The sequence below is a fragment of the Bacillus coreaensis genome (genome assembly GCF_050586445.1).
Lineage (GTDB): Bacteria > Bacillota > Bacilli > Bacillales > Cytobacillaceae > Robertmurraya_A > Robertmurraya_A coreaensis.
This window is the reverse complement of record NZ_JBOCCY010000004.1, coordinates 114,383-136,079: the sequence shown is the minus strand read 5'-3', so window position 1 is coordinate 136,079 and position 21,697 is coordinate 114,383. Positions and strand designations below refer to the sequence as shown.

The window sequence follows — 21,697 nt, the reverse complement described above, 5'->3', positions numbered from 1 at the left end:
TCACCCCTATCTACGAATCTTAGCCTAACAATTGACGTTCCAAGCGCTCCAGCTTTCCGCGCAAGCTACCGTCGAAAATTCGGTTTCCGATTCGAAGCTTGATGCCGCCGAGCAGATTGGTATCAACAATATTTTCAATACGGAGAGATTGCTTCCCAACTTTAGCTGCAAACGAAGCAGATAATGCTTGTTGCTCAGCTTCTGTTAGCGGACGAGTGGAGTACACTTTCGCCTCAGCAATTCCTCTTTCATCATTTGCGAATTCAATAAAATAATCAGCTACTGCTTCAATGTAGTCTTCACGATGACGATCAATTAAGATCATTAACGTATTTAGAACGTACACGCTAGCACCAGAGAATGCCTGTTTAATAATCTCCTTTTTCTTCTCATTCGTAAGCTTAGGAGACTTTAAGACAACACCTAGGTCGCCGTTATTTTTTACTACATTTTTAACTACACGCATTTCATTTTCCATTTGGTCAAGAAGTTGATGCTCTTTTGCTAGTCGAAAAAGAGCTAACGCATAGCGCTTCGCTACAGTCGAGTTGCTCATCGCCCTTCTCCTGCCTCTTGGATATATTCATTGATTAGCTTCTCTTGATCCGCAGCTGAAAGTTCTTTTTCAATTACTTTAGAAGCAATAAGTACAGATAATGAAGCGACTTGTTCACGAATAGCAGCAACCGCTTGGTCTTTTTGCTGTTCGATTTCAAGCTTAGCAGATTCCTTCAGACGGTCTGCTTCCGCACGCGCTAACGCAATAATTTCTTCACGCTGTACATCGCCTTGCTTTTTCGCATTTTCAATTAATCCTTGAGCTTCTGTACGAGCTTCTTTTAAAAGCGTACGTTGCTCTTCTAGTAATTGCTTTGCTTCACCGCGGCTTTGTTCAGCAGCATTAATTTCTCCAGCAATATGCTCTTCACGTTGTTTCATGATGCCCATTAATGGACCCCATGCAAACTTCTTAAGTAATGCTAACAAGATGATGAAAGTTACTAATTGGAAAAGGATATCTCCTTCGTTAAACCCACCACCAGCTGCACCTAATACTAGACTGCTTGTTAACACCCTTGCTCACTCCCTTCAAGAGTCGTACACTTACAATTTATAACGTTACAAATGTTAATAGATGAACATAAAGGAATGGCGAAGCTTCACGTAAAATGTTCTTCGCCATTGTTTTGTTAAAAAACCGTATATTAGCCGCCGATAACCATGAACGCGATAACTACGCCGATGATCGGAACCGCTTCTACTAACGCTACCCCGATGAACATTGTTGTTTGAAGCATACCACGAGCTTCTGGTTGACGAGCGATACCCTCAACTGTTTTAGATACGATAAGACCGTTACCAATACCTGCACCTAGTGCCGCTAAACCAATTGCAATTGCTGCTGCTAAAAGACCCATTATAAAGTTCCTCCTTAAATTGTATAAACATGATTTTGTGTTATTTTGTTCATTAAATGAACAGGTATATATTAATGGTCATGACTCACTTTGTGTGCCAAGTAAACCATTGTTAACATGGTGAAGATAAACGCCTGAATCGCGCCGACAAAGATTGAGAACCCTTGCCAAGCAAGCATTGGAATAACCGCAGCGAGATGGCCGCCGACTCCAGTTGCTAGACTTCCTGCTAGTAACGTTAGAAGGATTTCTCCTGCATAAATGTTACCGTAGAGACGAAGCCCGAGTGTTAAGGTGTTTGCAAATTCTTCAATAAGTTTCAGCGGGAACAAGAACCACATTGGTCGAACGAAATCTCGACCGTATTCTTTTACTCCCTTCAGCTTTACACCATAATAGTGAGAAAGCCCGACGACCATCGTTGCTAATGTCAGTGTGATCACTGGATCAGCTGTTGGTGATTTCCACCACAATGTCCCGTCATAAGTAATTCCGAATGGAAGTCCAAGCATATTACATACGAATATATACATAATCAATGTAATACCCAGAATGTGGAATCTTCCACCATCTTTCCAATCCATTGTACTATTAATGATTCCTTTGACGAAATCCATTACCCATTCGAAGAAGTTTTGTATCCCCGTTGGTTTCATAGCCAATGAGCGAGTGGAAAGCACTGCGATGATAAAGACAATCACACTAGCAATTGTTATCATCAAGACATTTGATAAGTTAAAGGTTAGGCCCATAAATTCTCTTAAAGGAGCTTCATGATGCACAGTATTCACCTCTCTTCCCCGCTATTTATGTGAATGAAATGCTTGAAGAAAAAAATCTATCATAATAACCACGTATGAGGTCATTAATCCAATAATTACGCTATAAAGATGGAGCTTGTCAGGATATTCAAGAGCGATCATCACGGCTAAAACAGCCGTCGCCATTCTTGAAAACATGCCGAGGGAACGGACCTTTTCGCCTTTTGCTATCGCATCGCCGAATTTAATAGTCCTTCTGGCCAATAACCACAAATTAAAAAGGCTTAAGCTCGTACCTAAAATAAGCCCTAAAAAAACAGTTTGATATGAGGTAAATCCCCACCCTAGCACGTATAAAGCTAGTAAGAAGAATATGTACTTTCGTTGCCGGATGTAGATCAGTTGTATTTCGGGCATCACTTATTATCTCCTGAAAAGAAATGTTGAATTAGTCTGATCATGGCATATACGCCAGCGGCTAATCCGAGGAGTAGTCCGATGATTAAAAAGAGCGGCTCGGTGTCCAGTGAACGGTCAAGCCATCTTCCAGCAAAAATGCCGATTAATACGGAGCCTACCAACTGCGAAAGAATCCCCGACATTAACGCCATTGCTTGATATGGACGACGGTTTTTTTGATTCATTTCAGGCACGTCCTTTTAAAGAGACTGGTAGATAGAAGTTTGTTTTTTACAATGGACTTGCTTGCTTAGGAAAGCATCATTTATACAGTACCCATGTTGAAAACCCTATCATTAATACCCTTTGTAAGCATACAATAGGCACTTGTCAATGTCAATTAGTTTGGAGTGAAAAAGTTCACAATTCAAACAATAGAAATTCTTGTTCACATTATGTTCAAAAAGTTTTTTATTTTCCTATTGCATATGGAGCGAGCGTTGTTCTCGCCCCTGTTTTCCTTACCGCTCTTTCACTTTCGAGACAGCAATCCCTGTTTCGACCATATCTTCTTTTCCAGCTTTTTTTGCAAAAACCTTCGCTAAGTATAATCCATTTTCTGGTAGTTGTTCGGGCAGGATGTCCATCTTCAGCATTCCTCTCCCTACATTCCGTTTCCAATCTAAGAATTTAACGAACCGATACGTGTCTGGATCGAAGAGAGCAATACCAAATTCATCTGCTCCACCCGGCAAATACACTTCGTAATGATACACACCCTGTTTATCTCCCGGACCAAATTCAAACCCCATAATCCGAGGATAGTTCGGTTCCTCTAAAACATACAGATAGGGGACACTCACCTTTTGAGAGCCAGCCATGATGGTTAAATGACCTTCATGTATCTTCTTCGTAAGTTCTTTGGGATCCACACTCATCGTAACGTTCACCGTCTTTTCTTTGCCCGCATCTACCGAAAAAGATTGCGGCAGTTCAAACTGTATGCCATCCCTTTGATGAGGAACCTCAAATCGATAGGACATCCGGTGATTACTTACATTTTTAAAAGTAAGCTGCTGTGTATGTTCATGCTGCCTTTCTACTAACTTGAATTTCCCAAATTGCAAGGAAGCTGGTTTGACAAGCGTACCGGTTTGAATCGCTTCAGGAATTCTTATTCTTCCAGCACCTTGCTCGTACGTTTTATAAGGAACGTTTTTTGCATCCACAATAGGAATGGCCGTATTCATGAGAGCAGCCTTGATATCTTCCGGTCCCCAATCTGGATGTGCTTGTTTGATAAGCGCTGCTGCTCCAGCCACATGCGGAGCCGCCATACTAGTTCCTTGAAGGGCTAGGTAGCCCCCAGGTATCGTGCTTGTTATGGCTACTCCCGGCGCTACCACATCCGGCTTAATCTCCCAAGTGGAAGTAACAGGTCCTCTCGAACTAAAACTAGCAAGCAAATCCTTTTCTTCTATTATATTTGTTTTTGCAAGTATTTTTTGGCTAGCCATTGATTTTACGATGTCTAACCCGAGCTCTCTAGACATGGTAGCAACCGGAATATCAATCGGACGATCGAGATTTCCAGCAAACTCACCATTCATATTATTAAAAATAATCACAGCGACGGCACCAGCCTCCTGTGCATACCATGCTTTTTCCGAAAAGGTTAGTTCGCCTCTTTGAATAAGAGCAATTTTTCCAGACACAGCTGCAAGGTCTTCTTTCTTCCCAAGCTTCCCATATACCACTTCATACGACCGATCAAGCTTCCAATCCATAGAGCCCTGTATCGGTTCAAGCCTTAAAGTATCTTTTGTTCCATCGATCGTGAGATATGGAACTTTTAATAGGGGTGTGGAGGCACCAACCGAAATGGCCTTTGCAGCCGTACCAGGGGAACCAACCGTCCACATATTCGGGCCAGAGTTTCCAGACGAGGTCACAGCGACAATACCGTTATCTACCGCTTTATTTAGAGCAAGTGATATTGGTAAATCAGGTCCATTCACATTGTTTCCTAGTGATAGATTCAATACATCGACCTTATCCTTGATGGCTTTTTCAATTGCAGCAAGCACTTGCTCTGTTGTTCCCGAGCCACCTGGACCCAGTGCACGATAGGCAATAATCTTCGCGTCCGGAGCCACCCCTTGGATCTTTCCGTTTGCCGCAATAATGCCAGCTACATGTGTCCCATGTAAGGTGCTTTGGCCATACATTCCCTTCGTTTCCATCGGATCATCATCTATATCAACCAGATCATAGCCTCTTTTATAGCTTCGTCTTAAGTCAGGATGATTGTAATCAATGCCTGTATCAATGACCCCAACGGTGATTCCTTTTCCGGTAAGTCTTTGATGTTTCGGATCAAAATAGCCCCTGATCGTTTCTGCACCGATGATCTCCGTATTCGTTTCCGATTGTACGCTGTAGGTTGTCACCGGGGAAACTGACTCGACTTTGGACGTTTGTGCGAGCTTATCAAGAGATCCCTTCGTCCCTTTAACCGAAAAACCATTCAGAGCTTCAGTGAAAATATGGCGGAGCTCAAGGTCAGGGTATGGTGTGATGAGCTCTTTAATTTGGTGTACATTTGTTTTTTCCGGCAATGTCACGATTGCCACTTTTTCAGTTGTTGGGTCTTCCTCAGGAATAGGAGGATGAATGAGTGTTTTTGCTGATGTTGGTGGAGTGCAAACAAATGAGAATACTACGGCTGTTAAAAGAGTGAAGATTTTCAGTTTCACTTTGTGTTAGCACCTCCGAAGTTTTTTACTATGTTTTGCCATAGGGTGGTGAGTTATGCGTATGTGGGAGTGATCGATAGTGCCTTTTTTTATTCCCAGAGAATTGAAGGTTGAGTTATATTCGAACTTGAACATAGTTCCAGTCCTTTTTTCGTCCGAATGATATCTCTATTCAGACTCATCGCCTGGACCCCGTACTCTTTTTGTCCGAATCACACCTTTATTCAGACTGCACCCCTGGTCCCAGCGCTCTTTCCTGTCCGAATAATACCTCTATTCAGACTCTCCGCCCGGACCCTGCTCTCTTTTTGTCCGAATCACACCTCTATTCGGACTACTCTCCTGCACACAGCACTCTTTCCTGTCCGAATGATACCTCTATTCAGACTCTCCGCCCGGACCCTGCTCTCTTTTTGTCCGAATGACACCTTTATTCGGACTACTCTCCTGCACACAGCACTCTTTCCTGTCCGAATGATACCTCTATTCAGACTCTCCGCCCGGACCCTGCACTCTTTTTGTCCGAATCACACCTTTATTCGGACTACTCTCCTGCACACAGCGCTCTTTCTTGTCCGAATGATACCTCTATTCAGACTCTCCGCCCGGACCCTGCTCTCTTTTTGTCCGAATCACTCCTCTATTCAGACTACTCTCCTGGTCCCAGCGCCCTTTCCTGTCCGAATGACCCCTCTATTCAGACTCATCGCCTGGACCCTGCACTCTTTTTGTCTCAATCACACCTTTATTCAGACCACACCCCTGGTCCCAGCGCTCTTTCCTGGCCGAATGACACCTCTATTCAGACACAATCCTTGTGCTAGCGGGATTAGTTATCCAAGTACCCTTCAGCGCACATCAACTACTCTATGCAAAAAAAGCTAACCGCCCCGGCGGTTAGCCCATTCTTACTTCGTTCCAAACAAACGGTCACCAGCGTCACCTAATCCAGGGACGATGTAGCCGTGGTCGTTTAATTTTTCGTCTAGCGCTGCGATGTAGATGTCTACATCCGGGTGTGCTTCTTTAAGAGCGTCCACGCCTTCTGGTGCTGCGATTAGGCACATAAATTTAATATGCTTCGCGCCGCGCTTTTTCAATGAGTGGAGCGCTTCGATCGCTGAACCACCTGTCGCAAGCATTGGATCCACTACGATGAAGTCACGCTCTTCTACGTCGCTCGGTAACTTAACGTAGTACTCAACTGGCATCAATGTTTCTGGGTCACGATACAGACCGATATGTCCAACTTTTGCTGCAGGGATAAGTTTTAAGATACCATCTACCATTCCGATTCCCGCACGTAAAATAGGGACAATCCCTATTTTTTTCCCAGATAACACATTTGATTTCATTGTGCTTACTGGTGTTTGGATTTCGATTTCTTCTAACGGCATGTCACGAGTAATTTCGAACGCCATTAATGTTGCTACTTCGTCTACTAGCTCACGGAAGTCCTTTGTTCCTGTATTTTTTTCGCGGATGTATGTAAGCTTATGCTGAATGAGGGGATGATCAAACACATATACCTTTGCCATCTAGCATCTCTCCTTTTCTAACTCGATTCATAAACACTTCGTCTAATTTTACAGAAAAAACTTCCCGCGGGCAACCTCGAACAGAAATTGGATATAACAATTCTGAGACAAAGTAAAAAGCCAGCCCTTTAAAAAACAAGAGGCTGGCTAGCAAAAAATTATATTTGTCTTTCTGGGTATAAAGTGAAACGGCTCGTTAATGCAGATACGCGCTCTCTTGCTTCTGCTAGCTTTGCTTCATCTTCATGGTTTTTCAACGTGAAGCTAATGATGCCTGCGATTTCTTCCATTTCAGCCGCACCAAATCCACGAGAAGTAACAGCTGCTGTTCCGATACGGATTCCGCTTGTTACGAATGGGCTTGCTGTGTCAAATGGAATGGTGTTTTTGTTCACTGTGATTCCTACTTCATCAAGTACATGCTCAGCTACTTTACCAGTTAAGCCTAAAGAACGTACATCAATTAATAGAAGGTGGTTGTCTGTTCCACCAGATACTAGGTTGATCCCTTCTTTTTGAAGACTTTCTGCTAATGTCTTTGCGTTAGAAATGATGTTTCCAGCATACTCTTTAAAGCTATCTTGTAACACTTCTCCGAAAGCAACTGCTTTTGCAGCGATAACGTGCATTAATGGACCACCTTGGATTCCCGGGAAGATCGACTTGTCGATTTTCTTACCCCATTCCTCACTAGTTAGGATCATTCCACCACGAGGGCCACGTAATGTTTTATGTGTAGTTGTTGTTACGAAATCAGCGTATGGTACTGGATTTTGGTGTAAACCAGCTGCTACTAAACCAGCAATATGAGCCATATCGACCATTAAGTAAGCGCCCACTTCATCAGCGATTTCTCTAAACTTTTTAAAATCGATGGCACGAGGGTATGCACTAGCACCAGCAACGATCATTTTCGGCTTATGCTCTAATGCTTTTTCGCGAACGACGTCATAGTTAATCGTTTGTGTTTGCTCGTCCACTCCGTATTCTACGAAGTTATACTGAACACCACTGAAGTTAACCGGACTTCCGTGTGTTAAGTGACCACCATGTGATAAGTTCATCCCAAGTACCGTGTCACCTTGCTCAAGAGCAGTAAAGTAAACTGCCATATTGGCTTGAGCACCTGAGTGAGGTTGTACGTTTACATGCTCCGCACCGAAGATTGCTTTTGCGCGGTCACGGGCGATGTCTTCTACCACATCCACATGCTCACAGCCACCGTAGTAACGCTTGCCTGGATAGCCTTCTGCATACTTGTTTGTTAAAACAGATCCTTGTGCTTCCATTACCGCTTCACTTACAAAGTTTTCTGATGCAATTAGTTCAATCTTCGTTCTTTGACGCCCTAATTCGTCTTGAATAGCTTGTAAAACTTGCGTATCTTGCTGTGCTAAATGCTTCATCGTAATCCCCCTTGTATGTTAAAAAACTAATTTATATAGCAGTTTCGAAAATTCCTACTTTATCTTAACACAACCTCCATATGACAGGCACGAAAAAAATATTTTTGTAAGCGTTATTTTCGTCTTTTTCCAACATTTTTCGCTATTCGAAAGAAAAAAGCTTCTGCAAAATCTGCAAAAGCTTTATGAACAAGACTCATTACCCTTCGAATGTTCGTATATTGCTCGAGCTCCTCCAATTAATTTCGGACGCGTTCGAGCCAGCGTCACATGTGCACTGCCAAGCTCAGAAATCGATGCTCGAACCGGAACTGCTACATGCTTTATATGCATCCCAATAAAAGTATCTCCAATATCAATCCCCGCATCCGCTTGAATAAACTCAACGACTACCGGTTCAGAAAAGTGATTATAGGCATATGTAGCCATCGCTCCCCCAGCTTGTCTCACTGGAACAACGGACACTTCCTCCCATCCCTTTTGATCAGCAGTCGCTTGCTCAACAACAAGGGCACGATTTAAATGCTCACAGCACTGAAAAGCAAGGGAAACCCCTGTTTGTTGACTGAAGTCACGAAGACCTGAAAAAATGAGCTCAGCTACTTCATTTGTACCCGCTGTACCAATTTTCTTCCCAATCACCTCACTCGTACTACAGCCAATCACAAGTACATGCTTATCCGTTAACATTACTTGGTCCGAAAGATCTGCTAAAATCGTTTGCAGCTGGTTTTTCCAAATGGACAATTCACTTGTCATTTGTACCCCTCCATCGACTTACTTGCTTTTCTCGTAATCGCTTATTTTCCCAATTCTATTTGCATGTCTTCCGGCTTCAAATTCTGTTTCAAGCCACACCATAGCAATCTCACGTGCCAGTCCAGGTCCGATAACTCTTTCTCCCATCGCTAGCATATTGCTGTCGTTATGCTGACGTGTTGCCTTCGCACTAAATACATCATGAACAAGGGCACAACGAATGCCATTTACTTTATTGGCAGCAATACTCATACCGATTCCTGTCCCACAAATCAAGATTCCACGATCGTATTCCCCGTTTGCTACCTTTTGCGCAACCGGCAAAGCAAAATCAGGATAATCGACTGATGTATCACATTCACAGCCAAAATCATCATACTGAATGCCAATTTCATCCATAAGACTTTTAATTTCTTCTCGAATATTTACGCCACCGTGATCAGATGCAATTGCTACCTTCATCGTTACGCCTCCCATTTGTAAAAACTACCTTTATTTTGACATAACCTTATATAAAGATAAAGGTTGTGCTTCTAAAAAAATAAGACCCTGCATCCGTTTGCAGAGTCCATATCTCTTACATCTTAAATCTAGTGATCGTTCCTTTAAGTTTAACTGCCTGGTCGTTCAACTCGTGTGCAAGGCGCTCAACGTTTTCGATGACCTCTGTTTGCTGACCGATCGCCGCGGCTACCTCTGTTGCTCCTGCTGACGTTTCTTCTGCTATCGCAGCCACTTCCTGTGATTGCGTGGCCGTACGCTGAATTCCTTCCATTTGCTGGTCAACAAGAGTTGAAATTTTTTCTACTGCTGACGCCATTTGAACGACTGTCCTTGTCATTTCTCCAATTGCTTGGTTAGTCGCATTACCTTTTTCAGCTTGTCCAAGTGTTGTTTCTACTTGGTTTGTTATTTGAGATACCACACTTCGTACTTCACCCTGTATATTTTGAATCAGCTCAGAAATTCCTTGAACCGCTTTTGCACTTTCATCCGCTAGCTTACGAACTTCATCCGCTACAACCGCAAAGCCTTTTCCATGCTCACCCGCCCGAGCTGCTTCAATCGATGCGTTAAGCGCTAAAAGGTTAGTCTGGGCCGCGATATCCCCAACCAATTGGATAATGTGTTCCACTTGCGACGCATTTTCCTCTAGTTTTTTTACTGATACTAGTGACTGTTTATTATCTTCAGCTAGCGATTGAATACCTGATACTAGTGAGAATATCACCTTTTTAGACTGGTCAAGCTCCTCAACCATTTCATCGGAAATTTCTTTCGACTGCTTTGCCGTTAATTGAACTTCTTCCGCCAGGTGAGTCACTTCATCAATCGAACTGGCTGAGTTTTGAGTCGCAGCCGCTGAGTTTTCCGCTCCAAGCGAGATTTCATTGACCGTTCGATCGATCATTTCTGCCCTTTCTGCCGCCAAGGCACTTTCTTTTGAAATGGCAATTACTTTTTCATTCGTTTGCTTGAAGTTCTCATCAATGGTTTGGACCATATCACGTAAATTAAACAGCATATGATTAAACGCAACGCCTAACGAGCGAATTTCATCATCCGATTGGGATAACTCCACATCCTCACCAATATCCCCGTGAGCTGCTTTTAATGTGACTCGCTCTAACTTTTGAAGGGGCTTAATAATAAAACCAGCCGCTAAAAATGCTAAAATCCCGGACCAAATGATCCCCATTAAATAAGTGATGATGGAAAAGCCCGCTTTATTCATTCCAATAACGTCCTGAATGATCGGAAATAATACATCAATAAATAACGCACTCGTTGTATACGTAATCACTGCTAAAATAGTTGTAAATAAAACTAGCTTTTTCCTAAGGCCAAACTTGAATGCCTTTTTCTCCCCCATAAAGCCTTCCCCCTGGTTGTGTTACGATAATTTGTGTAAGCTTTTTTCAATTAATTGTTTCAGTTCTTCGAATGTTTGCTGATAAACAGACAGAGATCCACCGTAAGGATCACTCACATCCCCAAATTCACCAGCAAACTCTTTTAATGTAAAGGTTTTCACTTGTGCTGACGGGAACGTGGCAACAATATTCGCTTTATGACCCGCTGTCATCGTTAATATATACGTGGCCCACTCTACCTGCTGTTCCGTTAATAAAGAGGATTGATGGTCATGCACAATCTGTTGAGTGTCTAGTACTTTTTTTGCATGTGAAGATGCCTCGTTTCCATTCATCGCAAATACTCCGGAAGAACGAACTTCTACTCCGGGTATATTTTTACTTTTTAAAATAGCCACAGCCATTGGACTTCTGCACGTGTTTCCGGTACATACAAACAGAACATTAATCATAATTCTCTCCTCCATTTTTATTATATGACATATTTCCTTATTACTAAAGTCCGACTTTTAACGCAAAAAGGCATTTTCATATCGAAAACACCTTTTTACTATGGTTTATTGTATTAGAATGGTAGCAATAATTTAATCCCAAAGGCAAGCAAAATCGTGCCTCCTAATGCTTCACTATATGTTCCAAGCCACCCTTGAACTTTACGCCCTACAAGAAGACCTAACCAAGTTAAAATAGTGGCACCAATTCCGAAGCAAGTTAGGACTAGAAATGTTTTGGCACCATAAATACCTAGTGTCAACCCGACCGAAAAGCTATCAAGACTAACACTTAGTGCAAATACAAGTAACCCAAAACCTACCGGAGTGATAAAGGAACTGTCGTCTTCTCTAAAGCACGACCAAAGCATTTGCAAACCTAATACAATTAACAGGCCTCCACCACAATAAGCAGCAAATGCACCAAACTGCTCGGACAAAAATCTTCCTGCAATCATCCCTAATAACGGCATCCAAATATGAAATAACCCGATGGTGATTCCAATTTTTAAAATTTGCCGAAGTCTGAGCCTGAACATTCCCATTCCCAAGCCCACGGAAAATGCATCCATTCCTAGTGCAAATGCCATTATTATTAGTGTGACCAATTCTCCAACCATCGATGACATACTTTCGCCCCCTTGGACTTGCTAATTCAGCATATGCACGTCCAAAAGGGTTTAGAATGAGAAAATCATTCAAAAATGCTTATTCAATAATCTGGTTTCCTGCTGCCTTCATCAGTCGGTTCATAATCGCTTCTCCCACTCCTGTAGAAGGGAACATTTCACTAAAAATAATGTCTACCTCTCTTTGGTCGAACGAGCGTAACACATCGTATAAAGAGCTTGCCACAGTAGCCAAATTTTCTCTTGTTCCACAGAAAATCACTTCATCTGCTTGGTAAAACCCTTCATTCTCTGTTGTCGTTAACACGCCAACCTTTCGACCTTCACTTCTTTCTTTTTCAATCAGTTGCTGAAGCTTGTCTCTGTCTCCTTTTACTAAAAAAAGAGGTGATTTGGGTGCATAATGACGATACTTCATGCCAGGTGATTTCGGGGCTTCGTTCTGATCCTTTAGAGCTGGGTCCACTAGAACCTCACCTACCACTTGCTCAAGCTCGTCCCTTGTCACTCCACCCGGCCGTAAAATAATCGGAATTTCTTCTGTGCAATCAATGACGGTTGATTCCACTCCCACTCCTGTTGCTCCACCATCCACAATACCAGCGATTTTTCCATTCAAATCCTCTAGCACATGAGACGCTTTCGTCGGACTCGGTTTGCCTGAACTGTTCGCGCTTGGCGCAGCAATCGGAACTCCCGCTTCTTTTATCACTGCTAAAGCAACGGGATGACCCGGCATCCTTACTGCCACTGTGGTTAAACCCGCTGTTGCTAGCTGAGACAATTCAGATGTCTTTTTTTCAAAGATGATCGTAAGCGGGCCCGGCCAAAACTCATTCATTAGCTTATTAGCCTTTTCCGGAATGTGGGTAACAAATTCATTTAGTTGTTCCCTGTCGGCAATGTGAATAATTAGTGGATTATCGCTCGGGCGACCCTTTGCTTCATATATTTTGTGAATTGCTTTATCCGAATGTGCATTTCCTCCGAGTCCATATACCGTCTCAGTAGGAAATGCAACCACTTCATTTTCTCTTAAAATTGATGCAGCCTGTGCAATTTGTGGATAGTTTTTTGGATTATCCACATTTTTATCCACTGACCATAGCTTTGTTTGTATGTTTTCCACCTTGAGTATTTCTCCCTATTTTTCTTGTAATACGTAAGAAAGTATAAAAGAAGATGGTGTATAACTCAAGTTTTATCCACAAATTGTGTATAACATTTGCTATTTTGTGGGTAACTTTGTGGATTAATCCAGTTTCAACTCCATGAACAAAGAGTTATCCACAGTTAGGATATGTTGAACATGAGCGGACTCAAATATTTTTTCGTGTAACTTTTCTCTTTCCACCTGTTGAAAACCCATCATCTCGAAAAATTGGACAGATCCTTTTTTGTTTGTGGCTAAATATAATGATTGCATCTGCTTTTCCTTCGCTAATAATAGCATTTGTTCAAAAATTAACAGCAATTCCTTTTCACTCGCACGGGAGGTAATGGCTAATGATCGCAACAATCCGACGGGACCATGTGGTTCGATTCCAAGTGTTGCTTGAATATTTCCAGCTTCGTCTTCTAATAGAAGAAAATAATCCACAGCTTCCTCTACTCCATCTGTTCCTAGGTTTGCCTTTTCTAAAAAGTTTACTAGTTTTCTTACATCCTCTACTTGTGCACAACGAACCATCGTTTCCACCCAAATCACCTCTATTTTTTTGTTGTTACTCTATGAATATGAAAAGGTAGGGAAAGTAGAACTAGATTTGGGGATAATTTTTTGAGATGGGAAAATAAACGCATATATATCATTGGAATGGCAAGTAAGTTTTTGAAACCGCAAATAAAATCTTCTAAATAGCAAGTATAATCCCCAAATTCTCTAAGAACGCAACCATTCCCATTAAAAAAAGCACAACCACAACGGTTGCGCCCCATTTTCTTATGAAAAGATCTTATCCCAAAGCTCTACCAGGAAAAACTTCACTTCAACTTCTTGCTCATCCTTCTTTTCCTCTACGAACACTGGCTCTTTTGCTTCTTGAGTTTCGACTTTTTCTTCTTCTACTTTTACTTCTTTCTCTTCTTGCTCGTCCACGCCTTCTTTTACGGCTACGGAATTAGAGAAGTCTAGGAAGCATAAAGGCGGGAACAACACACACCACCAGTTCGCCCCTTCTCCTGATCCTAATGTAATCAGTACCGCTTCGTACTCACCTGCTGGATACAAGAACTCACCATATAACTTCGTTGGAAACTCTACTTTTCCGAAATCTGTTTTTACACTTTGGTTCGATCCATTCTTCTCTAATACTTCTTCTGCAATCGCCTTAATTTCTGGTAAGCGTGATTGAATTAAGTCGCGTGCTGCTTCTACGGAGGTTAATTCTGCTACCCATTCGGTGATCGCTGCGTTTACTTCATCTCGAACTTCACGCTTGAGTTCTTGGTCTACTTCTAAATCACTGTTTGCTAGAATTCGTAAGCGAATGGCCTCATTTGGGATGACAATCGCTTCGTCGGCAGTAACTTCGTTTTTTGGTATGTATAAACTTAATAATGTTCCTATGGATAATATGATTATATATAATTTCGCAAGTGTTTTTGTTTTCATTTACTAGCACCATCCCTTCACTATCAACAGTGTGGACAAGAGATGTTCATCTTAAACTAGTAAATTGAAAAAAAATAGTAGAACAATTGGGGTACTGATTTCCGCTCCAGGCGCTTGCTTTCCGGGCGGCGTTCGCCGAGCCTCCTCATCGCTTTGCTCTTGCGGGGTCTAACCTGTCGCGCTAATACCCCAGGAGTCAAGCGCCTTCCGCTCCAATCAACAGAGTGTTTAATAGAAACATAAATAAAAAAATGACTCAAAAAGTTGTTGTTCAACACACCTTCTGAGTCATCATCTTAATCAAAACCCTATTTCCGCAAAAACCATCCGGTCCTTACCATTGATATCATATACAACCTCAACTGATGCATTTGGAAACGTCTTTTTAAGCATTCCGCTAACTGCTTCTGACTGCCCAGCACCAATTTCAAAGCCAACTAACGCTTTATTTTTTACTACTTGAGGGAGTTCATTCATGAAGCGGCGATACAAGTCCAAGCCGTCTTCTCCCGCAAATAAGGCTCGGTGTGGTTCGTGCTTCGTCACGACGACCGACATCTCCTTCTCATCTCCGGTCGGAATATAAGGGGGATTAGAGAGTACCACGTCAAATTTCGCTCCACACTCTATAAATGGCAAGAGCAGGTCTCCTTGTAAAAATTCAACCTTGGCTCCAAGCTCCTTAGCATTTTTTCGAGCAACCACTAGCGAAGTCTCAGCAATATCGGTCGCTGTTACCTGTATCATGGGACGCTCAAGCTTCATCGTAATCGCGATCGCTCCACTCCCGGTTCCGATATCAACCAGCTGAACCTGCTCCTCACCGAATAACCTCTTTATACGGTCTAATGCGCTATACACCAGTTCTTCGGTTTCTGGTCTTGGAATCAACACCTCTTGATTAACAGAAAAACGACGACCGTAAAATTCTTCATAACCGATCATGTATTGAACAGGAGTTCCTTCGCCATGCTTTTTGACTGATTCAACAAACTGCTTCCATATCGGTTCTTCGACCACATCATGCAAACTCGCCAAAAGGCTTGACCGAGACATATTCATATAATGCCGAAGCAATAATTCCCCTGCATTTTCGTCGCGGCCTTGCTCCTTTAAAAAAGAAGAAGCCCAAGCGAGGGCTTCGAACACTTTTTTACTCATTTGATGCTTCTTCTAGCTTTCTTGATTGCTCTTCCACAATTAACGCTTCAAGCACTTCATCAAGCTTTCCTTGTAAAATTTGGTCAAGCTTTTGAATCGTTAACCCGATGCGGTGGTCAGTCACACGGTTTTGTGGGAAGTTATACGTACGGATACGCTCAGAACGATCACCTGTTCCAACTGCCGATTTACGAACTTGGTCGTACTCTGCTTGTGCTTCACGTTGGAATTTATCGTACACGCGGGCACGAAGTACCTTCATCGCTTTTTCCTTGTTTTTAATCTGTGATTTCTCGTCCTGACACGAAACGACAACACCAGTTGGAATATGCGTTAAACGAACGGCTGACATCGTTGTATTAACGGACTGTCCACCAGCTCCACTTGATGCAAAGGTATCTGTACGAATATCTTTGTCATGAATTTCTACTTCTAGTTCTTCTGCTTCCGGTAAAACGGCAACCGTTGCTGTTGATGTATGAATACGTCCGCCTGATTCTGTTTCCGGAACACGCTGTACGCGGTGAGCTCCGTTTTCGAACTTTAGCTTCGAATATGCACTGGTACCATTAATCATAAAAATAATTTCTTTGTAGCCACCAACGCCCGTTGTGTTGGCATCCATCACTTCTGTTTTCCAACCTTGCGATTCTGCATATCTAGAGTACATGCGGTACAGGTCACCCGCGAATAACGCTGCTTCATCTCCACCAGCTGCTCCACGGATTTCCATGATAACGTTCTTGTCATCATTCGGGTCCTTCGGAATCAACAGGATACGTAGACGAGCTTGAAGCTCTTCCATACGGTCTTCTAATTCACTTAGCTCTTCCTTTACCATTTCACGCATATCTGCATCCAGCTTTTCTTCAAGCATCGCTTTTGCATCTTGAAGCTGCTCTTTTACATCTTTATACTCACGATACACTTCGACAGTTGCAGATAAATCTGACTGCTCCTTCGAGTACTCACGTAATTTTTTCGAATCATTTACGATCTCTGGGTCACTTAAAAGCTCGTTCAGCCTTTCATAGCGATCCTCTACTGATTGAAGACGATCAAACAAAGTCCTTCACCTCTTATATTAGTCACGCGTGGTTACACGCTAGTTATTCCGAATCTAAAAGCAAATCTATAAGTGCTTAACATTTCTATTATAGTATAGGTGAAACACCTCGTCAAAACCATCCTCCCCATAGAAAAATAACATGCCCTTTGGGACATGTTATGAGCGGTCTTCTTTGACCTGTACTTCAATATCATAACGTGGGACAGCCTTTACGAGCTTCTTGTGTAATCGCGCTTCTGCATCCACTCGTTCCTGACGTGACATCTGCCCTTTTTTATAGGCGGTCACCCACAGACGATTTCCATTCACCCAAATCGATCCTGCTTCGAACTCATCGGTCGCATTCACCGTTTCTCTCGCTTTATCAATATACCCATCGTAATCAACCCGACCACCATCAGTATTCAAAAAGTTTGGATTTTGATCACCTCGTTGCCACCCTCTTGACTGAGTATTGTCTTGCCCAGTATCTTTATTAGCAACAAATGACCTTCCCGCACGATCCTCCTGTTGATCAGCCAAGCCCTTCGGATTATTGTTACAAGCCGCCAAAAGTAAAACTGCCAAAAGTATAAATAGCCATCTTTTCACTGCCAACACCTCCTATGGATAGTGTTGCAATCGCTTTTCGAAATTACTCTCGCTAATTATTTCCGGTTTCTCTTTTAACCAAAAATCCACCCTACACATAGGGTGGATACCATTTTATAATTTTGACTGTGTAAAGTCCGCTCGTTCGATTATGTTTGGTGATTTCGGTACTTCATGGTGGTGGCGACAGCGCGGTTCGTATGCTTCTGATGCACCTACCAGGATAATTGGATCATCGTAAGAGGCTGGCTCTCCGTTAATGAGACGTTGCGTTCGACTAGCTGGTGATCCGCAAACCGCACATACCGCTTGCAGCTTTGTTACTAGCTCTGCGATAGCCATTAATGCTGGCATGACGGTAAATGGTTCGCCACGGAAGTCTTGGTCCAAGCCTGCAGCCACAACGCGATGACCACTATCAGCTAAGTGCTGAATCACTTTTACGACTTCGTCATCGAAAAATTGCACTTCATCAATGGCGATCAAATCGATTTCAGGATCAATATGCTGAAAAATCTCTGTTGAATGCGCGATTGGACGCGCAATAAACGATGTACCATTGTGAGAGACAACAGCTTCATCACTGTATCTATTATCAATTTTCGGCTTAAAGACGGCAATGTTTTGTTTGGCAAACTGGGCTCTTCTTACGCGGCGGATCAGTTCTTCTGACTTCCCAGAGAACATGCTGCCACAAATCACTTCTACCCAACCATGGTGCTTCATTACATACATAAACGGCCTCTCCTTCCGCTTCGCTCTCTATTTTAAAGTAGACAGTTTTTACGTAAATTATCCTTTCACTGTCTAACTATGTACGTTCATTTTCATAAAATTTTAGCTCAATCAAGCATTTTTCATTTCCAAAAGCAATGAAGTTTAGAAAAGAGCCTCATAAAAAAACAGGCAAGGTCTGAAATCTTCTTGCCTGTTTCTTTTTTCTTATTAGTTTGAAGCTTTAATTCCGTATTTCTTGTTGAAACGGTCAACACGTCCGCCTGCTTCAGCAAACTTTTGACGTCCTGTGTAGAATGGATGACATTCTGAGCAAGTTTCGATACGAAGTTCTTTCTTTACTGAACCAGTTTCGAATGTGTTGCCACATGCACAAGATACCGTTACTTTTTTATAGTTAGGATGAATTCCTTCTCTCATTACCTTTCATCTCCTTTTGCCCTGAGTCGTTCGAAACAGAGTTATTCATACACACAAGGTGTAATGGAAAAACACACTGATGTTATTATAACAAGCAGGTATAGGTTTTGCAACATGGGATTTATTTCCCTATGAATTCCTTTTTGCTTTTATTTCTTCGTCAAGCTTAGCAAAGAACTCTTCATTTGACTTTGTTTGCTTCAGCTTACGTAGAAATTTATCGACAAAGTCAGGCGTATCGGACATCGATTTACGGATAGCCCATAGCTTATCCAAATGATCTTTCGGAATAAGCAGCTCTTCCTTACGAGTTCCCGAACGACGGATGTCGATCGCAGGGAAAATACGGCGTTCAGCTAGGCCGCGATCGAGGTGAAGCTCCATATTACCGGTTCCTTTAAATTCTTCATAAATCACATCATCCATACGAGATCCTGTATCCACAAGCGCTGTGGCAAGGATGGTTAAGCTACCACCTTCCTCGATGTTACGCGCAGCACCGAAGAATCGTTTCGGACGGTGAAAGGCTGCAGGGTCAATCCCCCCTGATAACGTACGGCCACTTGGAGGAATAACCAGATTGTACGCACGAGCAAGACGAGTAATACTATCCATAAGGATGATTACATCGCGCTTATGCTCCACTAGACGCATCGCACGCTCTAGCACTAGCTCAGCCACTTTAATATGATTTTCAGGTACTTCGTCAAACGTTGAGCTCACCACATCTCCAGCAACCGAACGCTCGATGTCTGTTACTTCTTCCGGACGCTCATCGATTAACAGAACAATCAGCTCTGCTTCTGGATGATTCGTCGTAATGCTATTGGCAATTTGCTTTAATAACATCGTTTTCCCCGCTTTTGGTGGAGCAACAATCAATCCACGCTGACCAAAACCGACAGGAGATATTAGATCCATAATTCTTGTACTCACATGCTTTGGTGACGTTTCAAGCTTCATTTGACGATCAGGATATAAAGGTGTCAACGCAGGGAAATGAACACGTTCCTTTGCTGATTCTGGGTCATCACCGTTAACGGCACCAACCTGTAAAAGTCCAAAATAACGCTCGTTTTCCTTTGGTGGACGAACTTTACCAGATACTTTATCACCATTTCTGAGATCAAAACGTCTAATTTGTGAGGCTGAAATATAAATATCCTCTGAGCTTGGGGAGTAGTTGATAGGTCGTAGGAAACCGAAGCCTTCAGACTGGATGATTTCAAGAACACCTTCCATAAAGAAAAAGCCCTCTGATTCCGCACGTGCTTTTAAAATCGCAAAAATAAGTTCTTTTTTTGTTAGCTTGCTATAATAAGACACTTTAAAGGTCTTGGCTAGCTCATAAAGCTCTTTTAGCTTCATATTTTCCAGGCTTGAAATTGTTAATTCCATTAGTACACCACTCTTTTACATAATAAGTTGTTCCACCACAGGCTTTATGAATTTTTTCAATAAAATGGATGGAAAGAATTGAATGTTTGAGGCTTTCTAGAAGTATAAGAAGAGATAGAGAAAGTTATATTCTATAAAGACAAGGCTTTTTTAGTGTAAGCCTTTTTTTAAAAAACAATTTCTATTTTACCCTTTTTATTAATTATTAATCAACATTATTTTTATAGGGAAGTTAGTAAGGAGGATAATAATAAAAAAAGGCAGACGAAAGCAGGTCTGCCTTCTTTCTATTTTTCTTTATCTATTGTTAGGTTTTAAGCGTTCTTGAGCTGTTCAAGCTCTTCTTTTGTCATCGCTTCACGCCAGATGGTTGCACCAAGTCCATTTAATTTTTCGACAAGATGACTGTATCCACGGTCAATATGCTCAAGGCCCGTTACTTCTGTAACTCCCTCTGCCATCAATCCGGCGATCACTAAAGCAGCGCCCGCTCGTAAATCACTAGCCTTCACTTTGGCACCCTGCAGTTTGACAGGTCCGTGAATAATCGCTGAGCGACCTTCGACTTTGATGTTGGCATTCATTCTTCTTAATTCATCAATATGCTTAAAGCGAGCTCCATAAATCGTATCCGTCACCATGCTTGTCCCAACAGCGCTAGTTAACAACGAGGTTAGTGGCTGCTGTAAATCCGTTGGGAAACCTGGATAAACTAATGTTTTAATATCGACTGCTTTAAACGACTCGGCTTTTCCTACAAATACTTGGTCATCACTTGTTTCGATCGGTACACCCATTTCACGAAGCTTCGCAATTAACGACTCTAAGTGTTGAGGAATAATATTATCTATTAACAGCCCGTCTCCTACTGCTGCACCAAGAATTAAATACGTACCAGCCTCAATCCGGTCAGGAATAATCGTATGCTGACAGCCATGAAGCTCGTCCACTCCGTCAATACGAATAACATCGGTTCCTGCTCCTTTAATCTTCGCACCCATATTCGTAAGCAACGTAGCCACGTCAATGATTTCCGGCTCTTTTGCCGCATTCTCAATGATCGTACGCCCTTTCGCACGAACTGCCGCAAGCATAATATTGATGGTTGCACCGACGCTCACCACGTCCAAATAAATTCTTGCCCCACGAAGCTCGTCCGCACGTAGATAGATCGCGCCTTGTTCATTGGTCACGGTCGCCCCTAGTGCTTCAAAACCTTTAATATGTTGGTCAATCGGTCTTGGTCCTAAATGACAGCCACCAGGCAAGCCAATCACTGCCTTTTTAAAACGGCCAAGCATCGCACCCATTAAATAATAGCTTGCACGAAGTTTTTTTACCTTTCCGTTTGGCAAAGGCATAGAGATCATTTCGGAAGGGTCCACCCACATTTCATTGTTTGTAAAAGTGACCTTCCCTCCGATTTCCTCTAGCAATCCTTGTAAAATCTGAACATCGGAAATATCAGGTAATCCTTCAATCGTTACTGGTGAATCGGCTAAAATGGTCGCTGGAATGAGTGCGACTGCACTGTTTTTGGCACCACTTATACGAACGGTTCCCTTTAAAGGGTCTCCACCGGCAATCATCAGCTTATCCATCGTTGACTCCCTTCTAAGCCATATCATTCACACAGAATACGTGTTATATCTTGTACTGATTTGGCTCATCTTTTTTA

24 protein-coding genes are annotated in these 21,697 nt (G+C 42.4%); all 24 read right to left on the bottom strand.

Features of this window, described 5'->3' with window-relative positions; all coding sequences use genetic code 11:
* Nucleotides 1–19 precede the first annotated feature (19 nt).
* Entirely contained in the window at nucleotides 20–556 is a 537-nt protein-coding gene (locus tag ACQ5H4_RS08385) for a F0F1 ATP synthase subunit delta (protein WP_430774494.1), read from the bottom strand.
* Nucleotides 553–1,074: a F0F1 ATP synthase subunit B gene (locus tag ACQ5H4_RS08380; RefSeq protein ID WP_317458088.1), complete on the bottom strand. Its 522-nt coding sequence runs from the start codon at nucleotides 1,072–1,074 to the stop codon at nucleotides 553–555. Before ACQ5H4_RS08380 ends, ACQ5H4_RS08385 begins: the two co-directional genes overlap by 4 nt.
* Before the next feature lie 131 nt (nucleotides 1,075–1,205).
* On the bottom strand, nucleotides 1,206–1,418 hold the full coding sequence (gene atpE / locus ACQ5H4_RS08375) for a F0F1 ATP synthase subunit C (protein ID WP_066059974.1): 213 nt from the start codon (nucleotides 1,416–1,418) through the stop codon (nucleotides 1,206–1,208).
* A 71-nt stretch (nucleotides 1,419–1,489) separates the two neighbouring features.
* Nucleotides 1,490–2,200: a F0F1 ATP synthase subunit A gene (atpB, locus tag ACQ5H4_RS08370; RefSeq protein WP_119710252.1), complete on the bottom strand. Its 711-nt coding sequence runs from the start codon at nucleotides 2,198–2,200 to the stop codon at nucleotides 1,490–1,492.
* A gap of 21 nt (nucleotides 2,201–2,221) precedes the next feature.
* Nucleotides 2,222–2,596: an ATP synthase subunit I gene (locus ACQ5H4_RS08365; protein WP_430774493.1), complete on the bottom strand. Its 375-nt coding sequence runs from the start codon at nucleotides 2,594–2,596 to the stop codon at nucleotides 2,222–2,224.
* Complete coding sequence (locus ACQ5H4_RS08360; protein ID WP_430774492.1) at nucleotides 2,596–2,823, bottom strand: AtpZ/AtpI family protein; 228 nt, start codon at nucleotides 2,821–2,823, stop codon at nucleotides 2,596–2,598. Before ACQ5H4_RS08360 ends, ACQ5H4_RS08365 begins: the two co-directional genes overlap by 1 nt.
* 276 nt (nucleotides 2,824–3,099) lie before the next feature.
* Nucleotides 3,100–5,334 carry a S8 family serine peptidase gene (locus ACQ5H4_RS08355; protein ID WP_430774491.1) on the bottom strand — a complete coding sequence of 745 codons (2,235 nt, stop codon included), beginning with the start codon at nucleotides 5,332–5,334 and terminating at the stop codon, nucleotides 3,100–3,102.
* Between the two features lie 908 nt (nucleotides 5,335–6,242).
* Nucleotides 6,243–6,872: a uracil phosphoribosyltransferase gene (gene upp / locus ACQ5H4_RS08350; protein ID WP_430774490.1), complete on the bottom strand. Its 630-nt coding sequence runs from the start codon at nucleotides 6,870–6,872 to the stop codon at nucleotides 6,243–6,245.
* Between the two features lie 158 nt (nucleotides 6,873–7,030).
* Entirely contained in the window at nucleotides 7,031–8,278 is a 1,248-nt protein-coding gene (gene glyA / locus ACQ5H4_RS08345) for a serine hydroxymethyltransferase (RefSeq protein WP_430774489.1), read from the bottom strand.
* A 183-nt stretch (nucleotides 8,279–8,461) separates the two neighbouring features.
* Nucleotides 8,462–9,037 (bottom strand): TIGR01440 family protein, encoded by a 576-nt coding sequence (locus ACQ5H4_RS08340; RefSeq protein ID WP_430774488.1) that lies wholly within the window; start codon nucleotides 9,035–9,037, stop codon nucleotides 8,462–8,464.
* A gap of 18 nt (nucleotides 9,038–9,055) precedes the next feature.
* Nucleotides 9,056–9,499 carry a ribose 5-phosphate isomerase B gene (rpiB, locus tag ACQ5H4_RS08335; protein WP_430774487.1) on the bottom strand — a complete coding sequence of 148 codons (444 nt, stop codon included), beginning with the start codon at nucleotides 9,497–9,499 and terminating at the stop codon, nucleotides 9,056–9,058.
* 115 nt (nucleotides 9,500–9,614) lie between these two features.
* Nucleotides 9,615–10,910: a methyl-accepting chemotaxis protein gene (locus ACQ5H4_RS08330; RefSeq protein WP_430774486.1), complete on the bottom strand. Its 1,296-nt coding sequence runs from the start codon at nucleotides 10,908–10,910 to the stop codon at nucleotides 9,615–9,617.
* 21 nt (nucleotides 10,911–10,931) lie between these two features.
* Entirely contained in the window at nucleotides 10,932–11,363 is a 432-nt protein-coding gene (locus ACQ5H4_RS08325) for a low molecular weight protein arginine phosphatase (RefSeq protein ID WP_430774485.1), read from the bottom strand.
* 113 nt (nucleotides 11,364–11,476) lie between these two features.
* Nucleotides 11,477–12,031 (bottom strand): manganese efflux pump MntP, encoded by a 555-nt coding sequence (locus ACQ5H4_RS08320; RefSeq protein WP_430774484.1) that lies wholly within the window; start codon nucleotides 12,029–12,031, stop codon nucleotides 11,477–11,479.
* A gap of 79 nt (nucleotides 12,032–12,110) precedes the next feature.
* Nucleotides 12,111–13,151 carry an L-threonylcarbamoyladenylate synthase gene (locus ACQ5H4_RS08315; RefSeq protein WP_430774657.1) on the bottom strand — a complete coding sequence of 347 codons (1,041 nt, stop codon included), beginning with the start codon at nucleotides 13,149–13,151 and terminating at the stop codon, nucleotides 12,111–12,113.
* A gap of 132 nt (nucleotides 13,152–13,283) precedes the next feature.
* Nucleotides 13,284–13,721 carry a GNAT family N-acetyltransferase gene (locus tag ACQ5H4_RS08310; RefSeq protein WP_430774656.1) on the bottom strand — a complete coding sequence of 146 codons (438 nt, stop codon included), beginning with the start codon at nucleotides 13,719–13,721 and terminating at the stop codon, nucleotides 13,284–13,286.
* A gap of 252 nt (nucleotides 13,722–13,973) precedes the next feature.
* Complete coding sequence (gene spoIIR / locus ACQ5H4_RS08305; RefSeq protein WP_430774483.1) at nucleotides 13,974–14,645, bottom strand: stage II sporulation protein R; 672 nt, start codon at nucleotides 14,643–14,645, stop codon at nucleotides 13,974–13,976.
* Between the two features lie 300 nt (nucleotides 14,646–14,945).
* Nucleotides 14,946–15,806, bottom strand: coding sequence for a peptide chain release factor N(5)-glutamine methyltransferase (prmC, locus tag ACQ5H4_RS08300; RefSeq protein WP_430774482.1), 861 nt, complete (start codon nucleotides 15,804–15,806; stop codon nucleotides 14,946–14,948).
* A complete protein-coding gene (gene prfA, locus ACQ5H4_RS08295) occupies nucleotides 15,799–16,872 on the bottom strand; it encodes a peptide chain release factor 1 (protein WP_430774481.1) in 1,074 nt (357 codons plus the stop codon). Before prfA ends, prmC begins: the two co-directional genes overlap by 8 nt.
* A gap of 159 nt (nucleotides 16,873–17,031) precedes the next feature.
* Entirely contained in the window at nucleotides 17,032–17,466 is a 435-nt protein-coding gene (locus ACQ5H4_RS08290; protein ID WP_430774480.1) for a lipoprotein, read from the bottom strand.
* Between the two features lie 114 nt (nucleotides 17,467–17,580).
* Nucleotides 17,581–18,201 (bottom strand): thymidine kinase, encoded by a 621-nt coding sequence (locus ACQ5H4_RS08285; protein ID WP_430774479.1) that lies wholly within the window; start codon nucleotides 18,199–18,201, stop codon nucleotides 17,581–17,583.
* 210 nt (nucleotides 18,202–18,411) lie between these two features.
* The gene (rpmE, locus tag ACQ5H4_RS08280; RefSeq protein WP_430774478.1) at nucleotides 18,412–18,621 is read right to left on the bottom strand and encodes a 50S ribosomal protein L31; all 210 of its coding nucleotides are present in this window, start codon (nucleotides 18,619–18,621) and stop codon (nucleotides 18,412–18,414) included.
* 129 nt (nucleotides 18,622–18,750) lie between these two features.
* Nucleotides 18,751–20,019 carry a transcription termination factor Rho gene (gene rho / locus ACQ5H4_RS08275; protein WP_066056852.1) on the bottom strand — a complete coding sequence of 423 codons (1,269 nt, stop codon included), beginning with the start codon at nucleotides 20,017–20,019 and terminating at the stop codon, nucleotides 18,751–18,753.
* 314 nt (nucleotides 20,020–20,333) lie between these two features.
* Nucleotides 20,334–21,620 (bottom strand): UDP-N-acetylglucosamine 1-carboxyvinyltransferase, encoded by a 1,287-nt coding sequence (gene murA, locus ACQ5H4_RS08270; protein ID WP_160545873.1) that lies wholly within the window; start codon nucleotides 21,618–21,620, stop codon nucleotides 20,334–20,336.
* Between the last annotated feature and the right edge of the window lie 77 nt (nucleotides 21,621–21,697).